We start from the raw sequence: 14,624 nt of genomic DNA on the forward strand, positions 1-14,624 counted from the left end.
TATTGTCCTAGGCCCGGCGCCGTTTTGTCGAGTAATCCGAACGCTTCTCAGCCAAGTGGCGCTGTGCGCCGACAGGGCGAATGGATATGATGCGCGCCATGCACAACTCCCCTGAAAACCCGATGCTTGCGGCCGTCGTCGACGACCTGGCCACCCATGGCTGGTCGCAGCAGGCGCTCTTCCTGCCTGCCGACCTGGTGCGCGCGCTGGCGGCCGAATGCCGGCGCCGTGATGCCGAAGGCGAACTCAACCCGGCCGGCGTCGGGCGCGGTGATGCCCAGGAGGTGCGCGAGAGCATTCGCGGTGACCAGATCCAGTGGATCGACCCCGGGCAGGCCGAGGCCTGCGACCAGTACCTGGCGGCCATGGACCAGTTGCGTCAAGCCATCAACCAGGGCCTGTTCCTGGGCCTGGAAGATTTCGAATGCCACTTCGCCCTGTATCCACCGGGGGCGTTCTATCGCCGGCATCTGGACCGCTTCCGCGACGATGACCGGCGCATGGTGTCGGCGGTGCTCTATCTGAACGAAGACTGGCAGCCGGAGGACGGCGGGCAGCTGCGCATGTTCCTGGCGGACGATGTCGAGCACGATGTGCAGCCGGTGGCAGGTTGCCTGGCGATATTCCTTTCCGGTGAGGTGCCGCACGAAGTGCTGCCGGCCAGGCGCGAGCGCCTGTCGTTGACCGGCTGGTTCAGGCGCCGTGGCAATGACCCGTTCTGATCTGCCCAAGGTGCTGGTGAGCGCCTGCCTGCTGGGCCAGCCGGTGCGCTATGACGGTCGGGCCAGCGGGCATCCCGATGTGTTGCAGCAGTGGCAGGCTGAAGGGCGTGTGGTGCCCTTGTGCCCGGAGGTGGCGGGTGGTTTGCCGACGCCGCGGCCACCGGCGGAGATCCCCGGTGGTCAGGGCTCGCAGGTGCTCGCGGGTGAAGTGCAGGTGGTCACGGTGACCGGCGAGGATGTCACTGCCGAATTTCTCGCCGGGGCTCGGCAGGCGCTGGCGCTGGTGCGGCGGCATGGCATTCGGGTGGCGGTGCTGAAGGCGGGCAGCCCTTCGTGTGGCAACCGCTTGACCTACGATGGCACCTTCAGTGGGGTGAAGGTGCCGGGCGAGGGGGTGACCACGGCGTTGCTGCGGCGTGAGGGCGTGCAGGTCTTCAGTGAGCTGGAGCTGGAACAAGCGCAGCAGGCGCTGGCTCGCCTGCCTGCATGGCCTTGAACCACTTTTGCTCAAGCTCTGCTGTGCGGCCACTGTCCTTGAGCCTTTGCAGGGCATTGTTCAGTGCGCTCTCGAACGCCGGGTTGTCCTTCTGGAAGGGGATCACCAGCTTCTTGTCGCCGAATGTCTGGCTCACATCGAACGGGCCATCTGCCTTGGGCGATTCGTTCGACGGGGTCAGGGCGATGTCGTACTTGCCGCTTTCCACACCTGGCAGCACGTCCGCTGCCGTCGCCTCGATAAACTCGACACGTAGGTCCAGCTCACGGGCCAGGTCCTGGCCGAACTCGATTTCAAAGCCGGTCAGGCGGTCACTTTCTTTGTCCTTGTAGGAATACGGCGCGTTATCGGCCTGCACGGCAATGCGCAATTCGCCCCGGTCGGCGATTTCATCTATCAGCTCGGCCTGAGCCAATGGCGTGATCAGTACCGCCAGCAGTACGCCTATGGTCGAACGCATGTATTGCCCCTTTTCCTTCAGCAGATGAGTAACTTTCGCCGCGACTTTCTTCCCCGTCGCGGTCGAGCGCAGCCTATGACCTTGAAGCCTTGGCGAGGTTTAACCCTAACTGAAATATTTGTCTTTGTGGGCTATCGTGAACTACCGCCGCCATTCGTTTAACGGGCAGCGGTCAATGAGTGAATCACAGGAGAAGTGAATGAACAGCCTCTTTTCGCGTGCTGCCGTTGCCGGTCTGCTGATGGGCGTCTCGGTGTTCGCCAGCGCTGCTGATGCCTTGAAGAGCCAGGAGCCGCCCGCGGGTGCCAAGGTTTCCATCCTTTCCCCCAAGGATGGCGAGCAGGTCGCCGCGACGTTCACCGTCAAGTTCGGCATCGAGGGCATGGAGCTCAAGCCTGCGGGAGACCAGACCCCGCATACCGGCCACCATCACCTGCTGGTGGATGTGGACAAGGAGCCTGCGGCCGACCTGCCGCTGCCGACCAGCCTGATGCCGGCAGCCGGTACCGCGTTGCCGGCCGGCCCGCAAGTGCTGCACTTCGGCAAGGCACAAACCGAAACGACCATCACCTTGACGCCCGGCAAGCACACCCTGCAACTGGTGCTGGGTGACCAATATCACGTGCCATTCAAGCCAAGTGTCGAATCGAAAAAGATCACGGTTGAAGTGAAATAAAAAAGGGAGGCCACCAGGGCCTCCCTTTTTCTTGCCGCCAGCGACCTTAGAACAGGACGCGCGAACGGATGGTGCCTTTGACCTGTTGCAGCTTTTCTTGCGCCAGGTCGGAGTACTCGGCGTCAACGTCGATCACCACGTAACCGACTTTCTCGTTGGTCTGCAGGAACTGACCGGAGATGTTGATGCCGTTCTCGGCGAAGACCTTGTTGATCTCGCTGAGCACGCCCGGGATGTTTTCGTGGATGTGCAGTAGGCGGTGCTTGCCTGGGTGCGCTGGCAAAGCAACTTCCGGGAAGTTGACCGAGGAAACGGAAGTGCCGTTGTCGCTGTACTTGACCAGCTTCTCGGCGACTTCCAGGCCGATGTTGGCCTGGGCTTCTGCGGTGGAGCCACCGATGTGCGGAGTCAGGATCACGTTGTCCAGGCCACGCAGCGGGCTTTCGAACTCTTCGTCGTTGGAGCGCGGCTCGACCGGGAACACGTCGATGGCGGCGCCGATCAGGTGCTTGTCCTTGATGGCAGCAGCCAGGTGGTCCAGTTCGACCACGGTGCCACGGGCGGCGTTGATCAGGATCGCGCCCTTCTTCATCGCACGGATTTCTTTCTCGCCGATCATCCACTGGGTGGACGGCAGCTCAGGCACGTGCAGCGAGACGATGTCGGCCAGGCCCAGCAGCTCGTTGAGGCTGGTGACCTGTACAGCGTTGCCCAGCGGCAGCTTGGTCAGCGGGTCGTAGAAGTACACTTGCATGCCCAGGTTTTCTGCCAGGACCGACAGTTGGGTACCGATCGAGCCGTAGCCGACGATGCCCAGCTTCTTGCCGCGGATCTCGAACGAGTTGGCCGCGCTCTTGATCCAGCCGCCACGGTGGCAGGAAGCGTTCTTCTCAGGGATGCCGCGCAGCAGCAGGATGGCCTCGGCCAGCACCAGTTCGGCCACCGAACGGGTGTTGGAGTAAGGGGCGTTGAACACGGCGATGCCACGCTCGCGGGCCGCTGCCAGGTCGACCTGGTTGGTGCCGATGCAGAAGCAGCCGACGGCGACCAGTTTCTTGGCGCAGTCGAAGATTTCTTCGGTCAGTTGGGTGCGCGAGCGGATGCCGATGAAGTGGGCATCGGCGATCTTTTCCTTCAGCTCGGCATCCGGCAATGAACCGGTGAGGTATTCGATGTTGGTGTAGCCGGCAGCCTTGAGGGTATCGACTGCGTTCTGGTGCACACCTTCAAGAAGAAGGAACCGGATCTTGCTCTTGTCGAGAGAAGTCTTGCTCATCTGCGTAAACCTGTATCCCGGAGAAAAAATGGCGAGGACTGATGCCAGGCGCTACGGCAGCCTTAGCATGAACAGCGGGAGGGCTATGCTAGCATACGCGACACAATCTGAGCTTATCCCGACAGGTGAAGTGTGCTCAGGGTGACTATGAATAAGTCGAGAGTTCCAGCGATGACCCACCCCGCTGTAATTGATGAACTGATGACCCTTGTCGACCCTGGCAAGGTCCTGACCGACCCCGTTTCCCTGGACACCTACGGCAAGGACTGGACCAAGCATTACCCACCCGCGCCCACGGCCATCGTGTTCCCCAAGACGGTAGAACAGGTCCAGGCCATCGTCCGCTGGGCCAACCAGCACCACGTTGCACTGGTACCTTCCGGCGGGCGTACGGGGCTTTCCGCCGGTGCTGTGGCGGCCAATGGCGAAGTCGTGGTCGCCTTCGACCATATGAACCAGATCGTCGGTTTCAATGCCTTCGACCGCACCGTGGTGTGCCAGCCGGGGGTGATCACCCGGCAGTTGCAGGCCTTTGCCGAAGAACAAGGCCTTTATTACCCGGTGGACTTCGCCTCCAGCGGCTCCAGCCAGATTGGCGGCAATATCGGCACCAATGCCGGCGGCATCAAGGTCATCCGTTACGGCATGACCCGCAACTGGGTGGCTGGCCTGAAAGTGGTCACCGGCAAGGGCGAATTGCTGGAACTGAACAAGGACCTGATCAAGAACGCCACCGGCTACGACCTGCGTCAGCTGTTCATCGGCGCCGAAGGCACCCTGGGCTTCGTGGTGGAAGCGACCATGCGCCTGGACCGTGCCCCGCGCAACCTCACGGCGATGGTGCTGGGCACGCCGGATTTCGACTCGATCATGCCGGTACTGCATGCCTTCCAGGGCAAGCTCGACCTGACCGCCTTCGAGTTCTTTTCCGACAAGGGCCTGGCCAAGATCATGGCCCGTGGCGATGTACCTGCCCCGTTCGCCACCGACTGTCCGTTCTATGCGTTGCTGGAGTTCGAGGCCAGCACCGAGGAGGTGGCCAACCAGGCGCTGGCCACCTTCGAGCACTGCGTCGAGCAGGGTTGGGTGCTGGATGGGGTGATGAGCCAGAGCGAAACCCAGTTGAAGAATCTGTGGAAACTGCGCGAGTACCTGTCCGAGACCATTTCCCACTGGACGCCCTACAAGAACGACATTTCCGTCACCGTTTCCAAGGTGCCGGCGTTTTTGCGCGATATCGATGCCATCGTCAGCGAGCACTATCCGGACTATGAAGTGGTCTGGTACGGCCACATCGGCGACGGCAACCTGCACCTGAACATCCTCAAGCCCGAGCACATGAGCAAGGATGACTTCTTTGCCTCGTGCACCAAGGTCAACAAGTGGGTATTCGAGATCGTCCAGCGTTACAACGGTTCGATTTCGGCCGAGCACGGCGTGGGCATGACCAAGCGCGACTACCTTGGCTACAGCCGCTCGCCGGATGAAATTGCCTGCATGAAGGCAATCAAGGCCGTATTCGACCCTAATGGCATCATGAATCCGGGTAAGATCTTCGCTCCTGAATAAAAGCAGTAATCAAAGGAGTCGGCCATGAGTTACCAGCACCAGTATGTAGACGGCACGCGCATTCATTTCCCGCTGGGCAAAGTGGTGTGCATCGGCCGCAACTACGCCGAACATGCCAAGGAACTGGACAACCCCATTCCTAGCGAGCCGCTGCTGTTCATCAAGCCGGGCAGCTGCGTGGTGCCACTGGAAGGCGGGTTCAAGATCCCGACCGACCGTGGCTCGGTGCACTACGAGGCGGAAATTGCCGTACTGCTGGGCAAGCCGCTGTCGTCCAGCGCCTCCGAGGAAGAAGTGCTGGACGCGATCTCCGGTTACGCCCCGGCGCTGGACCTGACCCTGCGCGACGTGCAGGCCAAGCTCAAGGAAAAGGGCCTGCCGTGGGAGTTGTGCAAGAGCTTTGACGGCGCTTGCGTGCTGCCACCGTTCGTTTCCGCAGCGTCCTTTGAAGATGTAACCGATATTCCGGTGCGCCTGACCATCAATGGTGAAGTGCGCCAGGACGGCAACAGCGCGATGATGCTCAACCCGATCATGCCGATCATCCAGTACATGGCGGCGCATTTCTCGCTGCAGGCGGGGGATGTGATCCTGACCGGCACCCCGGCCGGTGTCGGGCCGTTCAATGTCGGTGACGAGCTGGTGCTGGAGCTGCCGGGCGTTTGCCGCTTCGAGAGCCGGGTGCTCTGACCTGAAACCGTGTCGCCTGCTTCGCGGGCACGCCCGCTCCCACAAGTGATGCACAAGCCTCAGGCGTTGTGCGATCCCTGTGGGAGCGGGCATGCCCGCGAAGAGGCCAGCACGATTTACCGATTTTTCACATCTCATGCGGATAATGCGCGCATCTTCGCCCATTTCCCAGGACCTACGCATGTCGGCATCTTCCAGCGCCCCCGCATCCCCCAAGCGCCGCTTCTACCTGCGCTGGCCTTTCGGCCTGGCCGTTGCTGCAATGATCGGTTACGGCGTGTCAGTGGCCATGCACTGGGATGACCGCGGCCTGCTGTGGGTCAAGGAAGGCTTCGAAACCAGCGCCGAGCGTAGCGAAAGCGTGTGGCTGCCGGACTACCAGGTCGAGATCGACGCCAAAGTGTTGCCGGGCATGGAGGATGACGAAGCTTCGGACATCGCCTACAGCCCGCACACCCGCACGTTGTTCGCGGTGATGGGCAAGAACCCGTTCCTGGTCGAGCTCAGTCTCGACGGCGACGTGCTGCGCAAGATCCCGCTGGTGGGCTGGAGCAACCCGGAAGGCGTCGCCGTGATGGAAGATGGCCATTTGGCGATCACCGATGAACGCCTGCACGACCTGACCGTGGTCAAGATGGATGCCCGGACCGCTTCGCTGAACCACGCGGATTTCCAGAGCTACAACCTGGGCGAGTCGGTGAAGCACAACAAGGGCTTTGAAGGTGTGGCCTGGGACCCGTTGCGCCAGCGTCTGGTGATCGGCGAGGAGCGGCCGCCGAAACTGTACACCTGGAGCACCGACGGGCGCAGCCCGCTCAAGGGTGAGAAACAGGTCCTGGCCAACGACGAACTCGACTTGCGCAACCTGTCGGCCCTGGGCGTCGACCCGCGCACGGGGCATCTGCTGGTTTTATCGGCAGACTCCAACATGCTGCTGGAGCTTGATGAGCAAGGCCAGCAGGTCAGTTTCATGACCCTGCTGGGTGGTTTCAACGGCTTGCAGCACACCATTCCGCGTGCCGAAGGCGTTGCCATGGACGATCAGGGAAACCTGTACATGGTCAGCGAGCCGAACCTGTTCTATCGATTCAAGAAAAGTCAGTAGTAATATCAGACTGATCGCACATTAAGTTTCACTTCAGTCGCCGATGGTTAGATTCGCCTCCTTCCTGTCGGGTCTGTCGTTATGCGCCGCTTTGCTCGTCTTCCCATGCTCTTCGTTTTTGCCGGGCTGCTGCTTCTGGGCCTGGCTGGGCAGGAGTTTCGCCTGTTCGAGCGGGGCTGGTTCAACCTCAAGACCTGGTGGCAGCCAGCAGAGCGGGGCATTGGCCTTGATCGTTATCGCGTGGTCGTCGAGGCGCAGCCGGTCGACGGGCTGGACGACGACCTCTCCGCGCTGACCTACGACCCTGATCGCAAAACCCTGTTCACCGTCACCAATGCCCGGTCGGAGCTGATCGAGCTGTCGCTGGATGGGCGTATCCTGCGTCGCGTGCCGCTGACCGGCTTTGGCGACCCGGAGGCCGTGGAGTATGTCGGGCCCAACACCTACGTGATCACTGATGAGCGCCAGCAGCGGTTGATCCGTGTACGGCTCGATGATGACACGTTGTTTATCGACGCCGCGGATGCCGAGCAGTTGAGCCTGGGGATCGGCCTCAATGGCAACAAGGGATTCGAGGGCCTGGCCTACGACTCGGCAGGCCAGCGCCTGTTCGTGGCCAAGGAGCGCGATCCGATGCTGATCTACGAAGTGCGGGGCTTCCCGCATCAGAATCCGCAGCAGCCCTATGCTGTGCATGTGTTGCAGGACCGCGAGCGCGATGCACGGTTGTTCGTGCGTGACCTTTCGAGTTTGCAGTTCGACGAGCGCAGTGGGCACCTGCTGGCGCTGTCGGATGAGTCGCGGCTGGTGCTCGAACTGGATGTGGAAGGGAAACCGCTGAGTACCTTGTCGTTGCGCAAGGGCTATCAGGGGTTGCAGGCGACGGTGCCGCAGGCCGAGGGCATTGCGATGGATGAAGCCGGGACCATCTACCTGGTCAGTGAGCCGAACCTGTTCTATGTGTTCAAGCGGTCAGCTGATTGAGCGCCTGTCAGGGCCTCTTCGCGGGGCAAGCCCGCTCCCACAGGTTTCCTGCTTGTGAGAGCCGGCTTGCCCCGCGAATGCATCACTCGGCCTTCAGGGTCTTCACGCCTTCGGCGGTACCCAGCAACAGCAGGTCCGCCGGGCGCGCCGCGAACAGGCCGTTGGTGACCACGCCGACGATGGCGTTGATCTGTGCTTCCAGCTCCACCGGGTTGGTGATCTGCAGGTTGTACACATCGAGGATCACGTTGCCGTTGTCGGTCACCACGCCCTCACGGTACACCGGGTCGCCGCCCAGCTTGACCAGCTGACGCGCCACGTGGCTGCGGGCCATCGGGATGACCTCGACCGGCAGCGGGAAGGCGCCCAGCACCGGCACCAGCTTGCTGCCGTCGGCGATGCAGATGAAGGTCTTGGCCACGGCCGCGACGATTTTTTCGCGGGTCAGGGCTGCGCCGCCGCCCTTGATCAGGTTCAGGTGCGCGTCGCTTTCGTCGGCGCCGTCGACATAGAACTCCAGCTCGCTGACGCTGTTCAGCTCATAGACCGGGATGCCATGGCCCTTCAGACGCTGGGCGGTGGCCTCGGAGCTGGCGACCGCGCCATCGAAGGCGGCCTTGTGCTGGGCCAGGGCGTCGATGAAGAAGTTGGCGGTCGAACCGGTGCCGACGCCGACAACGCTCTTTTCATCCAGCTTTGGCAGAATGAAGTCGACAGCGGCCTGGGCAACGGCCTGTTTGAGTTGGTCCTGGGTCATGCGGGCTCCGGAAAGGGGCAGGGCGGTAGTGAAAGGAGCCTAGTATAACGGCTCGGGCGGCTTTGCTGTGGTCGCCCGACGTAGCGCTGGGGTAGACTCCCAGCCCTTGTCCCGCGGCCAGTGATGCTTTCCCGATGCTCGAACAGTACGTCAAGAAGATCCTCACCTCGCGCGTCTACGACGTCGCTGTCGAAACCCCGTTGCAGAGCGCCGGCCAACTGAGCAAGCGCCTGGGCAACCAGATTCTGCTCAAGCGCGAAGACCTGCAGCCGGTGTTCTCGTTCAAGATCCGCGGGGCGTACAACAAGCTGGCGCAGCTGACCCAGGAAGAACTGGCCCGCGGCGTGGTGACTGCTTCGGCTGGCAACCACGCCCAGGGCGTGGCCCTGGCGGCCCGCGAGCTGGGCATCAAGGCCACCATCGTGATGCCCAAGACCACGCCGGAGATCAAGGTTGAAGGCGTGCGCTCGCGCGGCGGCAAGGTAGTGCTGCATGGCGATTCGTTCCCGGAAGCGCTGGCCTACTCGCTGAAGCTGGTCGACGAGAAAGGCTTCGTCTATATCCACCCCTATGACGACCCGCACACCATTGCCGGCCAAGGCACCGTGGCGATGGAAATCCTCCGTCAACATCCCGGGCAACTGGACGCGATCTTCGTCCCGGTGGGCGGCGGGGGCCTGATTGCCGGTATTGCGGCCTATGTGAAGTACCTGCGCCCGGAAATCAAGGTGATCGGCGTCGAGCCTGACGACTCCAACTGCCTGCAGGCAGCGATGGCGGCTGGCGAGCGCGTGGTGCTGCCACAGGTCGGGCTGTTCGCCGACGGCGTGGCGGTGGCGCAGATCGGCCAGCACACCTTCGACATCTGCCGCCACCACGTGGATGAGGTGGTAACTGTCAGTACCGATGAAATCTGTGCGGCAATCAAGGATATCTACGATGATACCCGCTCGATCACCGAACCTGCCGGCGCGTTGGGCGTGGCGGGCATCAAGAAGTATGTCGAGCTCAACGGCGTGACCGGGCAGACCCTGGTAGCCATCGACTCGGGCGCCAACGTCAACTTCGACCGCTTGCGTCATGTGGCTGAGCGTGCCGAACTGGGCGAAAGGCGCGAAGCCATCATTGCCGTGACCATCCCCGAGCGCCCGGGCAGCTTCAAGGCCTTCTGCGAGGCCGTCGGCAAGCGCCAGATCACCGAATTCAACTACCGCAAGCACACCTCCGATGAGGCGCACATTTTCGTTGGCGTGCAGACCCACCCGGAAAACGACCCACGCGCTGCGCTGGTGCAGCACCTGATCGAGCAGGGCTTCCCGGTGACAGACCTGACCGACAACGAACTGGCCAAGCTGCACATCCGCCACATGGTCGGTGGCCATTCAGCCGGTGCCAGCGACGAGATCGTGCTGCGCTTCGAGTTCCCCGAACGGCCGGGGGCGTTGTTCAACTTCCTCACCAAGCTGGGTGGGCGCTGGAACATCTCGATGTTCCACTACCGCAACCACGGTGCGGCTGACGGGCGCGTGGTGGCAGGCTTGCAGGTACCGGAGGACGAACGTCACCTGGTGCCGGCGGCGCTGGCCAAGATCGGTTACCCGTACTGGGACGAGACCGACAACCCGGCGTACAAGCTGTTCCTGGGTTGAGCGACTAAGCTTGGCTTATCGCTCAAGGATGTGAAGACATGGAACACCTGACTGCCCTCAAAGCGCTGCATATCATTGCCACCGTGCTGTTGCTGCTGGGCGCCCTGGGCCTGACGGCCTGGACCGTGCGGGCCCGCCGCCAGGGCGATGGCGAGGCCTATGCCAAGCTGCTGCGGCGGCCGCTGGTGTTCGTCTGGCTGGTAATGGGGGTGTGCATGGCGAGCATGCCGTTCACCGGCTGGTGGCTGGTGCATCGGGTGGGTTGGCCGCTGGGGCAGACCTGGGTGCTGGCCTCCAGCGTCATCTACACCTTGGGCGCGTTTGCCGGGTGGTGGCTGCTGGAGCGGCTGAACCGGCTGCGCAAGGCTGAAGTGGTAGGGTTGCGGTTTACCCTGGCACTGGCGGTTTTCAGCGGTGTCTGCTTCCTGTCCATCGCCGGGCTGATGGGCGCCAAGCCGGTCTGAAGCCTGGGCAGGGCTTCGCGCTCCATTGCGATACGAGGAGTTTTCACCGCACTGCACATAAGCGTGGCGGGCGCGTTGCTGCGCTCGCAGGCTTTGTGGAACAATGCGGTGACATGCGTTTGCGAGGTTGCTGCCGTGATCGACCCGGATGGTTTTCGCCCCAATGTTGGGATCATTCTTACGAATGATGCCGGGCAGGTGCTATGGGCTCGACGGATCAACCAGGATGCCTGGCAATTCCCCCAGGGTGGTATCAACCCTGACGAGACGCCAGAAGATGCCCTGTACCGCGAGCTGAACGAAGAAGTTGGCCTTGAACGCGACGATGTGGAAATTCTTGCCTGCACCCGCGGCTGGTTGCGTTATCGTTTACCCCAGCGGCTGGTCCGCACCCACAGCCAACCGCTGTGCATCGGCCAGAAGCAAAAGTGGTTTCTGCTGCGCCTGGTGAGCAATGAACAACGGGTGCGGATGGACCTGACCGGCAAGCCGGAGTTCGACGGCTGGCGCTGGGTCAGCTATTGGTATCCGCTGGGCCAGGTGGTGACATTCAAGCGTGAAGTCTACCGCCGCGCCCTGAAAGAGCTTGCACCGCGTCTGCTGACGCGCGACTGACGACGGAGTTCGACCCCGAGCCATGCTCAATACGCTGCGCAAGATCGTCCAGGAAGTGAACTCCGCCAAAGATCTCAAGACGGCGTTGGGGATCATTGTCTTGCGCGTCAAGGAGGCCATGGGCAGCCAGGTCTGCTCGGTGTACCTGCTCGACCCGGAAACCAACCGCTTCGTGCTGATGGCCACCGAGGGCCTGAACAAGCGCTCGATCGGCAAGGTCAGCATGGCTCCCAACGAGGGCCTGGTCGGCCTGGTCGGTACCCGGGAAGAGCCGCTGAACCTGGAAAACGCCGCCGATCACCCGCGTTATCGCTACTTCGCCGAAACCGGCGAAGAGAAATTCGCCTCTTTCCTCGGTGCGCCGATCATCCACCACCGGCGTGTGGTGGGTGTACTGGTCATCCAGCAGAAGGAGCGCCGCCAGTTCGACGAAGGCGAAGAAGCCTTCCTCGTCACCATGAGCGCGCAGCTCGCCGGGGTTATCGCCCACGCCGAAGCCACGGGCTCCATTCGTGGCCTGGGCCGCCAGGGCAAGGGCATCCAGGAAGCGCGCTTCGTCGGCGTACCGGGCTCGCCGGGGGCTGCTGTTGGGCGTGCCGTGGTCATGCTGCCACCGGCCGACCTGGAAGTGGTGCCGGACAAGGCCGTCGATGACATCGACGCCGAGCTGAAACTTTTCCAGAACGCCCTCGAAGGCGTGCGTGAAGACATGCGCAAGCTGTCGGCCAAGCTGGCGACCCAGCTGCGCCCGGAAGAGCGCGCACTGTTCGATGTGTACCTGATGATGCTCGAAGACGCCGCCCTCGGTGGCGAAGTGATCGAAGTCATCAAGACCGGCCAATGGGCCCAGGGTGCCTTGCGCCAGGTGGTTGGCGAGCACGTCAACCGCTTCGAGCTGATGGACGACGACTACCTGCGCGAGCGCGCCTCGGATGTGAAGGACCTTGGCCGGCGCTTGCTGGCCTACCTGCAGGAAGCCCGCTCGCAGTCGCTGGTGTATGCCGACAACACCATCCTGGTCAGCGAAGAGCTGACCCCGGCGATGCTCGGCGAAGTGCCGGAAGGCAAGCTGGCAGGCCTGGTTTCGGTACTGGGTTCGGGCAACTCCCACGTCGCCATCCTCGCCCGTGCCATGGGCATCCCGACGGTGATGGGCCTGGTCGACCTGCCGTATTCCAAGGTCGATGGCATCGAGATGATCGTCGACGGCTACAAGGGCGAGGTGTTCACCAACCCCAGTGACGTGCTGCGCAAGCAGTACAGCGATGTGGTCGAGGAAGAGCGCCAGCTGGCCCAAGGCCTCGATGCCCTGCGTGAACTGCCGTGCGTCACCCCCGACGGCCACCGCATGCCGCTGTGGGTCAACACCGGCCTGCTCGCCGATGTGGCCCGCGCCCAGCAGCGCGGTGCCGAAGGGGTTGGCCTGTACCGCACCGAAGTGCCGTTCATGATCAACCAGCGCTTTCCCAGCGAGAAGGAGCAGCTGGCGATCTACCGCGAGCAGTTGGCGGCCTTCCACCCGCTGCCGGTGACCATGCGCACCCTCGACATCGGTGGTGACAAGGCGCTTTCGTACTTCCCGATCAAGGAAGAAAACCCGTTCCTCGGCTGGCGCGGCATTCGCGTCACCCTCGATCACCCGGAAATCTTCCTGGTGCAGACCCGCGCCATGCTCAAGGCCAGCGAGGGCCTGAACAACCTGCGCATCCTGTTGCCGATGATTTCCGGCATTCACGAGCTGGAAGAGGCGCTGCATCTGATCCACCGTGCCTGGGGCGAGGTACGCGACGAAGGCACAGACGTGCCGATGCCGCCAGTGGGCGTGATGGTGGAGATTCCTGCGGCGGTGTACCAGACCAAGGAGCTGGCGCGGCAGGTGGACTTCCTCTCGGTCGGTTCCAACGACCTCACTCAGTACCTGTTGGCGGTGGACCGCAACAACCCGCGGGTCGCCGACCTTTACGACTATCTACACCCAGCGGTGCTGCAGGCGCTCAATACCGTGGTGCGTGATGCTCATGGCGAAGGCAAGCCGGTGAGCATCTGTGGCGAGATGGCCGGCGACCCGGCGGCAGCGATCCTGTTGATGGCCATGGGCTTCGATAGCCTGTCGATGAACGCCACCAACCTGCCGAAGGTGAAGTGGATGCTGCGCCAGGTGAACATGAGCAAGGCCAAGGAGCTGCTGGTCGAAGCCTTGAGCCATGACAACCCGCAAGTTATCCACAGCTCGTTGCAACTGGCCCTGAAGAACCTCGGGCTGGCGCGCATGATCGGGCCCGGGGCCAATAAAACCCTGTGAATTTGAAGTTGCCTGTACTGGCCTCATATATCCAGGCTGACTTCGCCCAAATGCCCACCAAAAGGCCCGAAACTACGCTCAATCAGCTGCCTTCTGCCTTGTTCATCCACTATCAGCACGGTACTCGCCCGCGTGCCGTAGTTCTGGCTGGCAATGAACACACTCGACAGCAACTTCTCGGTCGCTACCCCTACGCCGGTCTCCGGTAGCTCAGCGTCGGCTGCCGGCTCGTTATCGGCCAGCAACGCCAGCAAGCGCTGCGGATCTGCCGACTCAAGCACTGCCTCCAGCCCAGTACGTGCCTTCACCAGCTTCGGCCATGGCGTATCCAGCCCGGCGTTGGAAAGCCCGTACACCCCGGCCTCCAACAAGCGCGGCGCCACGTCGCGGGCATGCAGGTAGCCTAATTGACGGCCATCCCCCACCAGCAGGTTGAATCCGGAATACTGGTCGCTGCAGCTGGCCACCTGGTCGAGGTAGGCCTCCACCCCCAGTTCACCCTGCAGATAAGCCGCCACCAGCTCGCCCCGCGAACGCGGCCCCAGCACCTGCCCAGGGTCGCGGATATTGGTCAGCGCCGCAAAGCGCCCTTGGGGGCCAACGCCCAGCCAGGTACCGCCTGCTTCAAGGTCACGCCCGGCATATACCCCGGGCGCATCGCCCCACGCAGCCAGGGCCTGGGTCGGGCGGGCGTAGAACTCGTCACGGTTGGCCGCGACGATCAGTGGCAGGGCATGCCCGGGCCTCCAGGCGAATACGATCAGGCACATAGGTTGGGCCTCTGTGTTTTTGCCCACTGTACCCAGTGCGCGGGTGTCGATCCATCCTGTCACAGAGTTCACTAGAGCCCCGAGCCCGG

Annotated in this window: 15 protein-coding genes; 11 read left to right on the plus strand and 4 right to left on the minus strand. The window is 62.6% G+C overall.

The features are described 5' to 3' along the window. Nucleotides 1–89: 89 nt before the first annotated feature. Together ACQKPS_RS10380 and ACQKPS_RS10385 are read left to right on the plus strand one after the other, a co-directional pair. On the plus strand, nt 90–722 hold the full coding sequence (locus ACQKPS_RS10380; protein ID WP_254485513.1) for a 2OG-Fe(II) oxygenase: 633 nt from the start codon (nt 90–92) through the stop codon (nt 720–722). Next, complete coding sequence (locus tag ACQKPS_RS10385; RefSeq protein WP_254482599.1) at nt 709–1,218, plus strand: DUF523 domain-containing protein; 510 nt, start codon at nt 709–711, stop codon at nt 1,216–1,218. The genes ACQKPS_RS10380 and ACQKPS_RS10385 overlap by 14 nt, the downstream gene beginning before the upstream one ends. Here ACQKPS_RS10385 and ACQKPS_RS10390 read toward each other — a convergent pair. Next, entirely contained in the window at nt 1,157–1,678 is a 522-nt protein-coding gene (locus ACQKPS_RS10390) for a substrate-binding periplasmic protein (RefSeq protein ID WP_254482601.1), read from the minus strand. The two genes, ACQKPS_RS10385 and ACQKPS_RS10390, sit on opposite strands and share 62 nt — an antisense overlap. A 199-nt stretch (nt 1,679–1,877) precedes the next feature. On the opposite strand from ACQKPS_RS10390, the gene ACQKPS_RS10395 reads away from it, so the two are divergent. After that, a complete protein-coding gene (locus ACQKPS_RS10395) occupies nt 1,878–2,354 on the plus strand; it encodes a DUF4399 domain-containing protein (protein WP_427603928.1) in 477 nt (158 codons plus the stop codon). Nucleotides 2,355–2,400: 46 nt separating this feature from the next. Here the strand turns inward: ACQKPS_RS10395 and serA are convergent, their stop codons facing one another. Beyond that, nucleotides 2,401–3,630, minus strand: a complete 1,230-nt coding sequence (gene serA, locus ACQKPS_RS10400) for a phosphoglycerate dehydrogenase (RefSeq protein ID WP_254482604.1) — start codon at nt 3,628–3,630, stop codon at nt 2,401–2,403. Between the two features lie 171 nt (nt 3,631–3,801). Between serA and ACQKPS_RS10405 the strand changes: the two genes are divergently transcribed. The 4 genes from ACQKPS_RS10405 to ACQKPS_RS10420 all read left to right on the plus strand — a co-directional run bounded on the left by ACQKPS_RS10405 (nt 3,802) and on the right by ACQKPS_RS10420 (nt 7,978). Then, nucleotides 3,802–5,199: an FAD-binding oxidoreductase gene (locus ACQKPS_RS10405; RefSeq protein ID WP_427603930.1), complete on the plus strand. Its 1,398-nt coding sequence runs from the start codon at nt 3,802–3,804 to the stop codon at nt 5,197–5,199. Between the two features lie 24 nt (nt 5,200–5,223). Then, nucleotides 5,224–5,889: a fumarylacetoacetate hydrolase family protein gene (locus ACQKPS_RS10410; RefSeq protein ID WP_427603932.1), complete on the plus strand. Its 666-nt coding sequence runs from the start codon at nt 5,224–5,226 to the stop codon at nt 5,887–5,889. Nucleotides 5,890–6,070: 181 nt separating this feature from the next. Then, entirely contained in the window at nt 6,071–6,994 is a 924-nt protein-coding gene (locus ACQKPS_RS10415) for an SdiA-regulated domain-containing protein (RefSeq protein WP_427603934.1), read from the plus strand. A gap of 81 nt (nt 6,995–7,075) precedes the next feature. Next, nucleotides 7,076–7,978 (plus strand): SdiA-regulated domain-containing protein, encoded by a 903-nt coding sequence (locus tag ACQKPS_RS10420; protein WP_254482607.1) that lies wholly within the window; start codon nt 7,076–7,078, stop codon nt 7,976–7,978. Between the two features lie 82 nt (nt 7,979–8,060). Here ACQKPS_RS10420 and rpiA read toward each other — a convergent pair whose 3' ends face one another. Continuing rightward, entirely contained in the window at nt 8,061–8,735 is a 675-nt protein-coding gene (rpiA, locus tag ACQKPS_RS10425) for a ribose-5-phosphate isomerase RpiA (RefSeq protein ID WP_054885499.1), read from the minus strand. A 134-nt stretch (nt 8,736–8,869) separates the two neighbouring features. Between rpiA and ilvA the strand changes: the two genes are divergently transcribed. The 4 genes from ilvA (at nt 8,870) to ptsP (ending at nt 13,765) form a co-directional block, all read left to right on the plus strand. Then, the gene (gene ilvA, locus ACQKPS_RS10430; protein WP_254482608.1) at nt 8,870–10,384 is read left to right on the plus strand and encodes a threonine ammonia-lyase, biosynthetic; all 1,515 of its coding nucleotides are present in this window, start codon (nt 8,870–8,872) and stop codon (nt 10,382–10,384) included. 38 nt (nt 10,385–10,422) lie between these two features. After that, on the plus strand, nt 10,423–10,848 hold the full coding sequence (locus ACQKPS_RS10435) for a DUF2269 family protein (protein WP_427603936.1): 426 nt from the start codon (nt 10,423–10,425) through the stop codon (nt 10,846–10,848). Nucleotides 10,849–10,983: 135 nt separating this feature from the next. Further along, the gene (locus tag ACQKPS_RS10440) at nt 10,984–11,463 is read left to right on the plus strand and encodes an RNA pyrophosphohydrolase (protein ID WP_003249017.1); all 480 of its coding nucleotides are present in this window, start codon (nt 10,984–10,986) and stop codon (nt 11,461–11,463) included. Nucleotides 11,464–11,485: 22 nt separating this feature from the next. After that, nucleotides 11,486–13,765, plus strand: a complete 2,280-nt coding sequence (gene ptsP / locus ACQKPS_RS10445; RefSeq protein WP_254482610.1) for a phosphoenolpyruvate--protein phosphotransferase — start codon at nt 11,486–11,488, stop codon at nt 13,763–13,765. A 23-nt stretch (nt 13,766–13,788) separates the two neighbouring features. Here ptsP and ACQKPS_RS10450 read toward each other — a convergent pair whose 3' ends face one another. After that, the gene (locus ACQKPS_RS10450) at nt 13,789–14,535 is read right to left on the minus strand and encodes an NRDE family protein (RefSeq protein WP_427603939.1); all 747 of its coding nucleotides are present in this window, start codon (nt 14,533–14,535) and stop codon (nt 13,789–13,791) included. Nucleotides 14,536–14,624 lie beyond the last annotated feature (89 nt).

Source organism: Pseudomonas sp. NPDC086566 (assembly GCF_050280885.1).
GTDB classification, from domain to species: domain Bacteria; phylum Pseudomonadota; class Gammaproteobacteria; order Pseudomonadales; family Pseudomonadaceae; genus Aquipseudomonas; species Aquipseudomonas vlassakiae.

Bases quoted from the DNA above. Each gene is read 5' to 3' on its own strand.
- ACQKPS_RS10380 (WP_254485513.1), top strand. From the start codon at position 90: ATGCGCGCCATGCACAACTCCCCTGAAAACCCGATGCTTGCGGCCGTC.
- ACQKPS_RS10385 (WP_254482599.1), top strand. From the start codon at position 709: ATGACCCGTTCTGATCTGCCCAAGGTGCTGGTGAGCGCCTGCCTGCTG.
- ACQKPS_RS10390 (WP_254482601.1), bottom strand. From the start codon at position 1,678: ATGCGTTCGACCATAGGCGTACTGCTGGCGGTACTGATCACGCCATTG.
- ACQKPS_RS10395 (WP_427603928.1), top strand. From the start codon at position 1,878: ATGAACAGCCTCTTTTCGCGTGCTGCCGTTGCCGGTCTGCTGATGGGC.
- serA (WP_254482604.1), bottom strand. From the start codon at position 3,630: ATGAGCAAGACTTCTCTCGACAAGAGCAAGATCCGGTTCCTTCTTCTT.
- ACQKPS_RS10405 (WP_427603930.1), top strand. From the start codon at position 3,802: ATGACCCACCCCGCTGTAATTGATGAACTGATGACCCTTGTCGACCCT.
- ACQKPS_RS10410 (WP_427603932.1), top strand. From the start codon at position 5,224: ATGAGTTACCAGCACCAGTATGTAGACGGCACGCGCATTCATTTCCCG.
- ACQKPS_RS10415 (WP_427603934.1), top strand. From the start codon at position 6,071: ATGTCGGCATCTTCCAGCGCCCCCGCATCCCCCAAGCGCCGCTTCTAC.
- ACQKPS_RS10420 (WP_254482607.1), top strand. From the start codon at position 7,076: ATGCGCCGCTTTGCTCGTCTTCCCATGCTCTTCGTTTTTGCCGGGCTG.
- rpiA (WP_054885499.1), bottom strand. From the start codon at position 8,735: ATGACCCAGGACCAACTCAAACAGGCCGTTGCCCAGGCCGCTGTCGAC.
- ilvA (WP_254482608.1), top strand. From the start codon at position 8,870: ATGCTCGAACAGTACGTCAAGAAGATCCTCACCTCGCGCGTCTACGAC.
- ACQKPS_RS10435 (WP_427603936.1), top strand. From the start codon at position 10,423: ATGGAACACCTGACTGCCCTCAAAGCGCTGCATATCATTGCCACCGTG.
- ptsP (WP_254482610.1), top strand. From the start codon at position 11,486: ATGCTCAATACGCTGCGCAAGATCGTCCAGGAAGTGAACTCCGCCAAA.
- ACQKPS_RS10450 (WP_427603939.1), bottom strand. From the start codon at position 14,535: ATGTGCCTGATCGTATTCGCCTGGAGGCCCGGGCATGCCCTGCCACTG.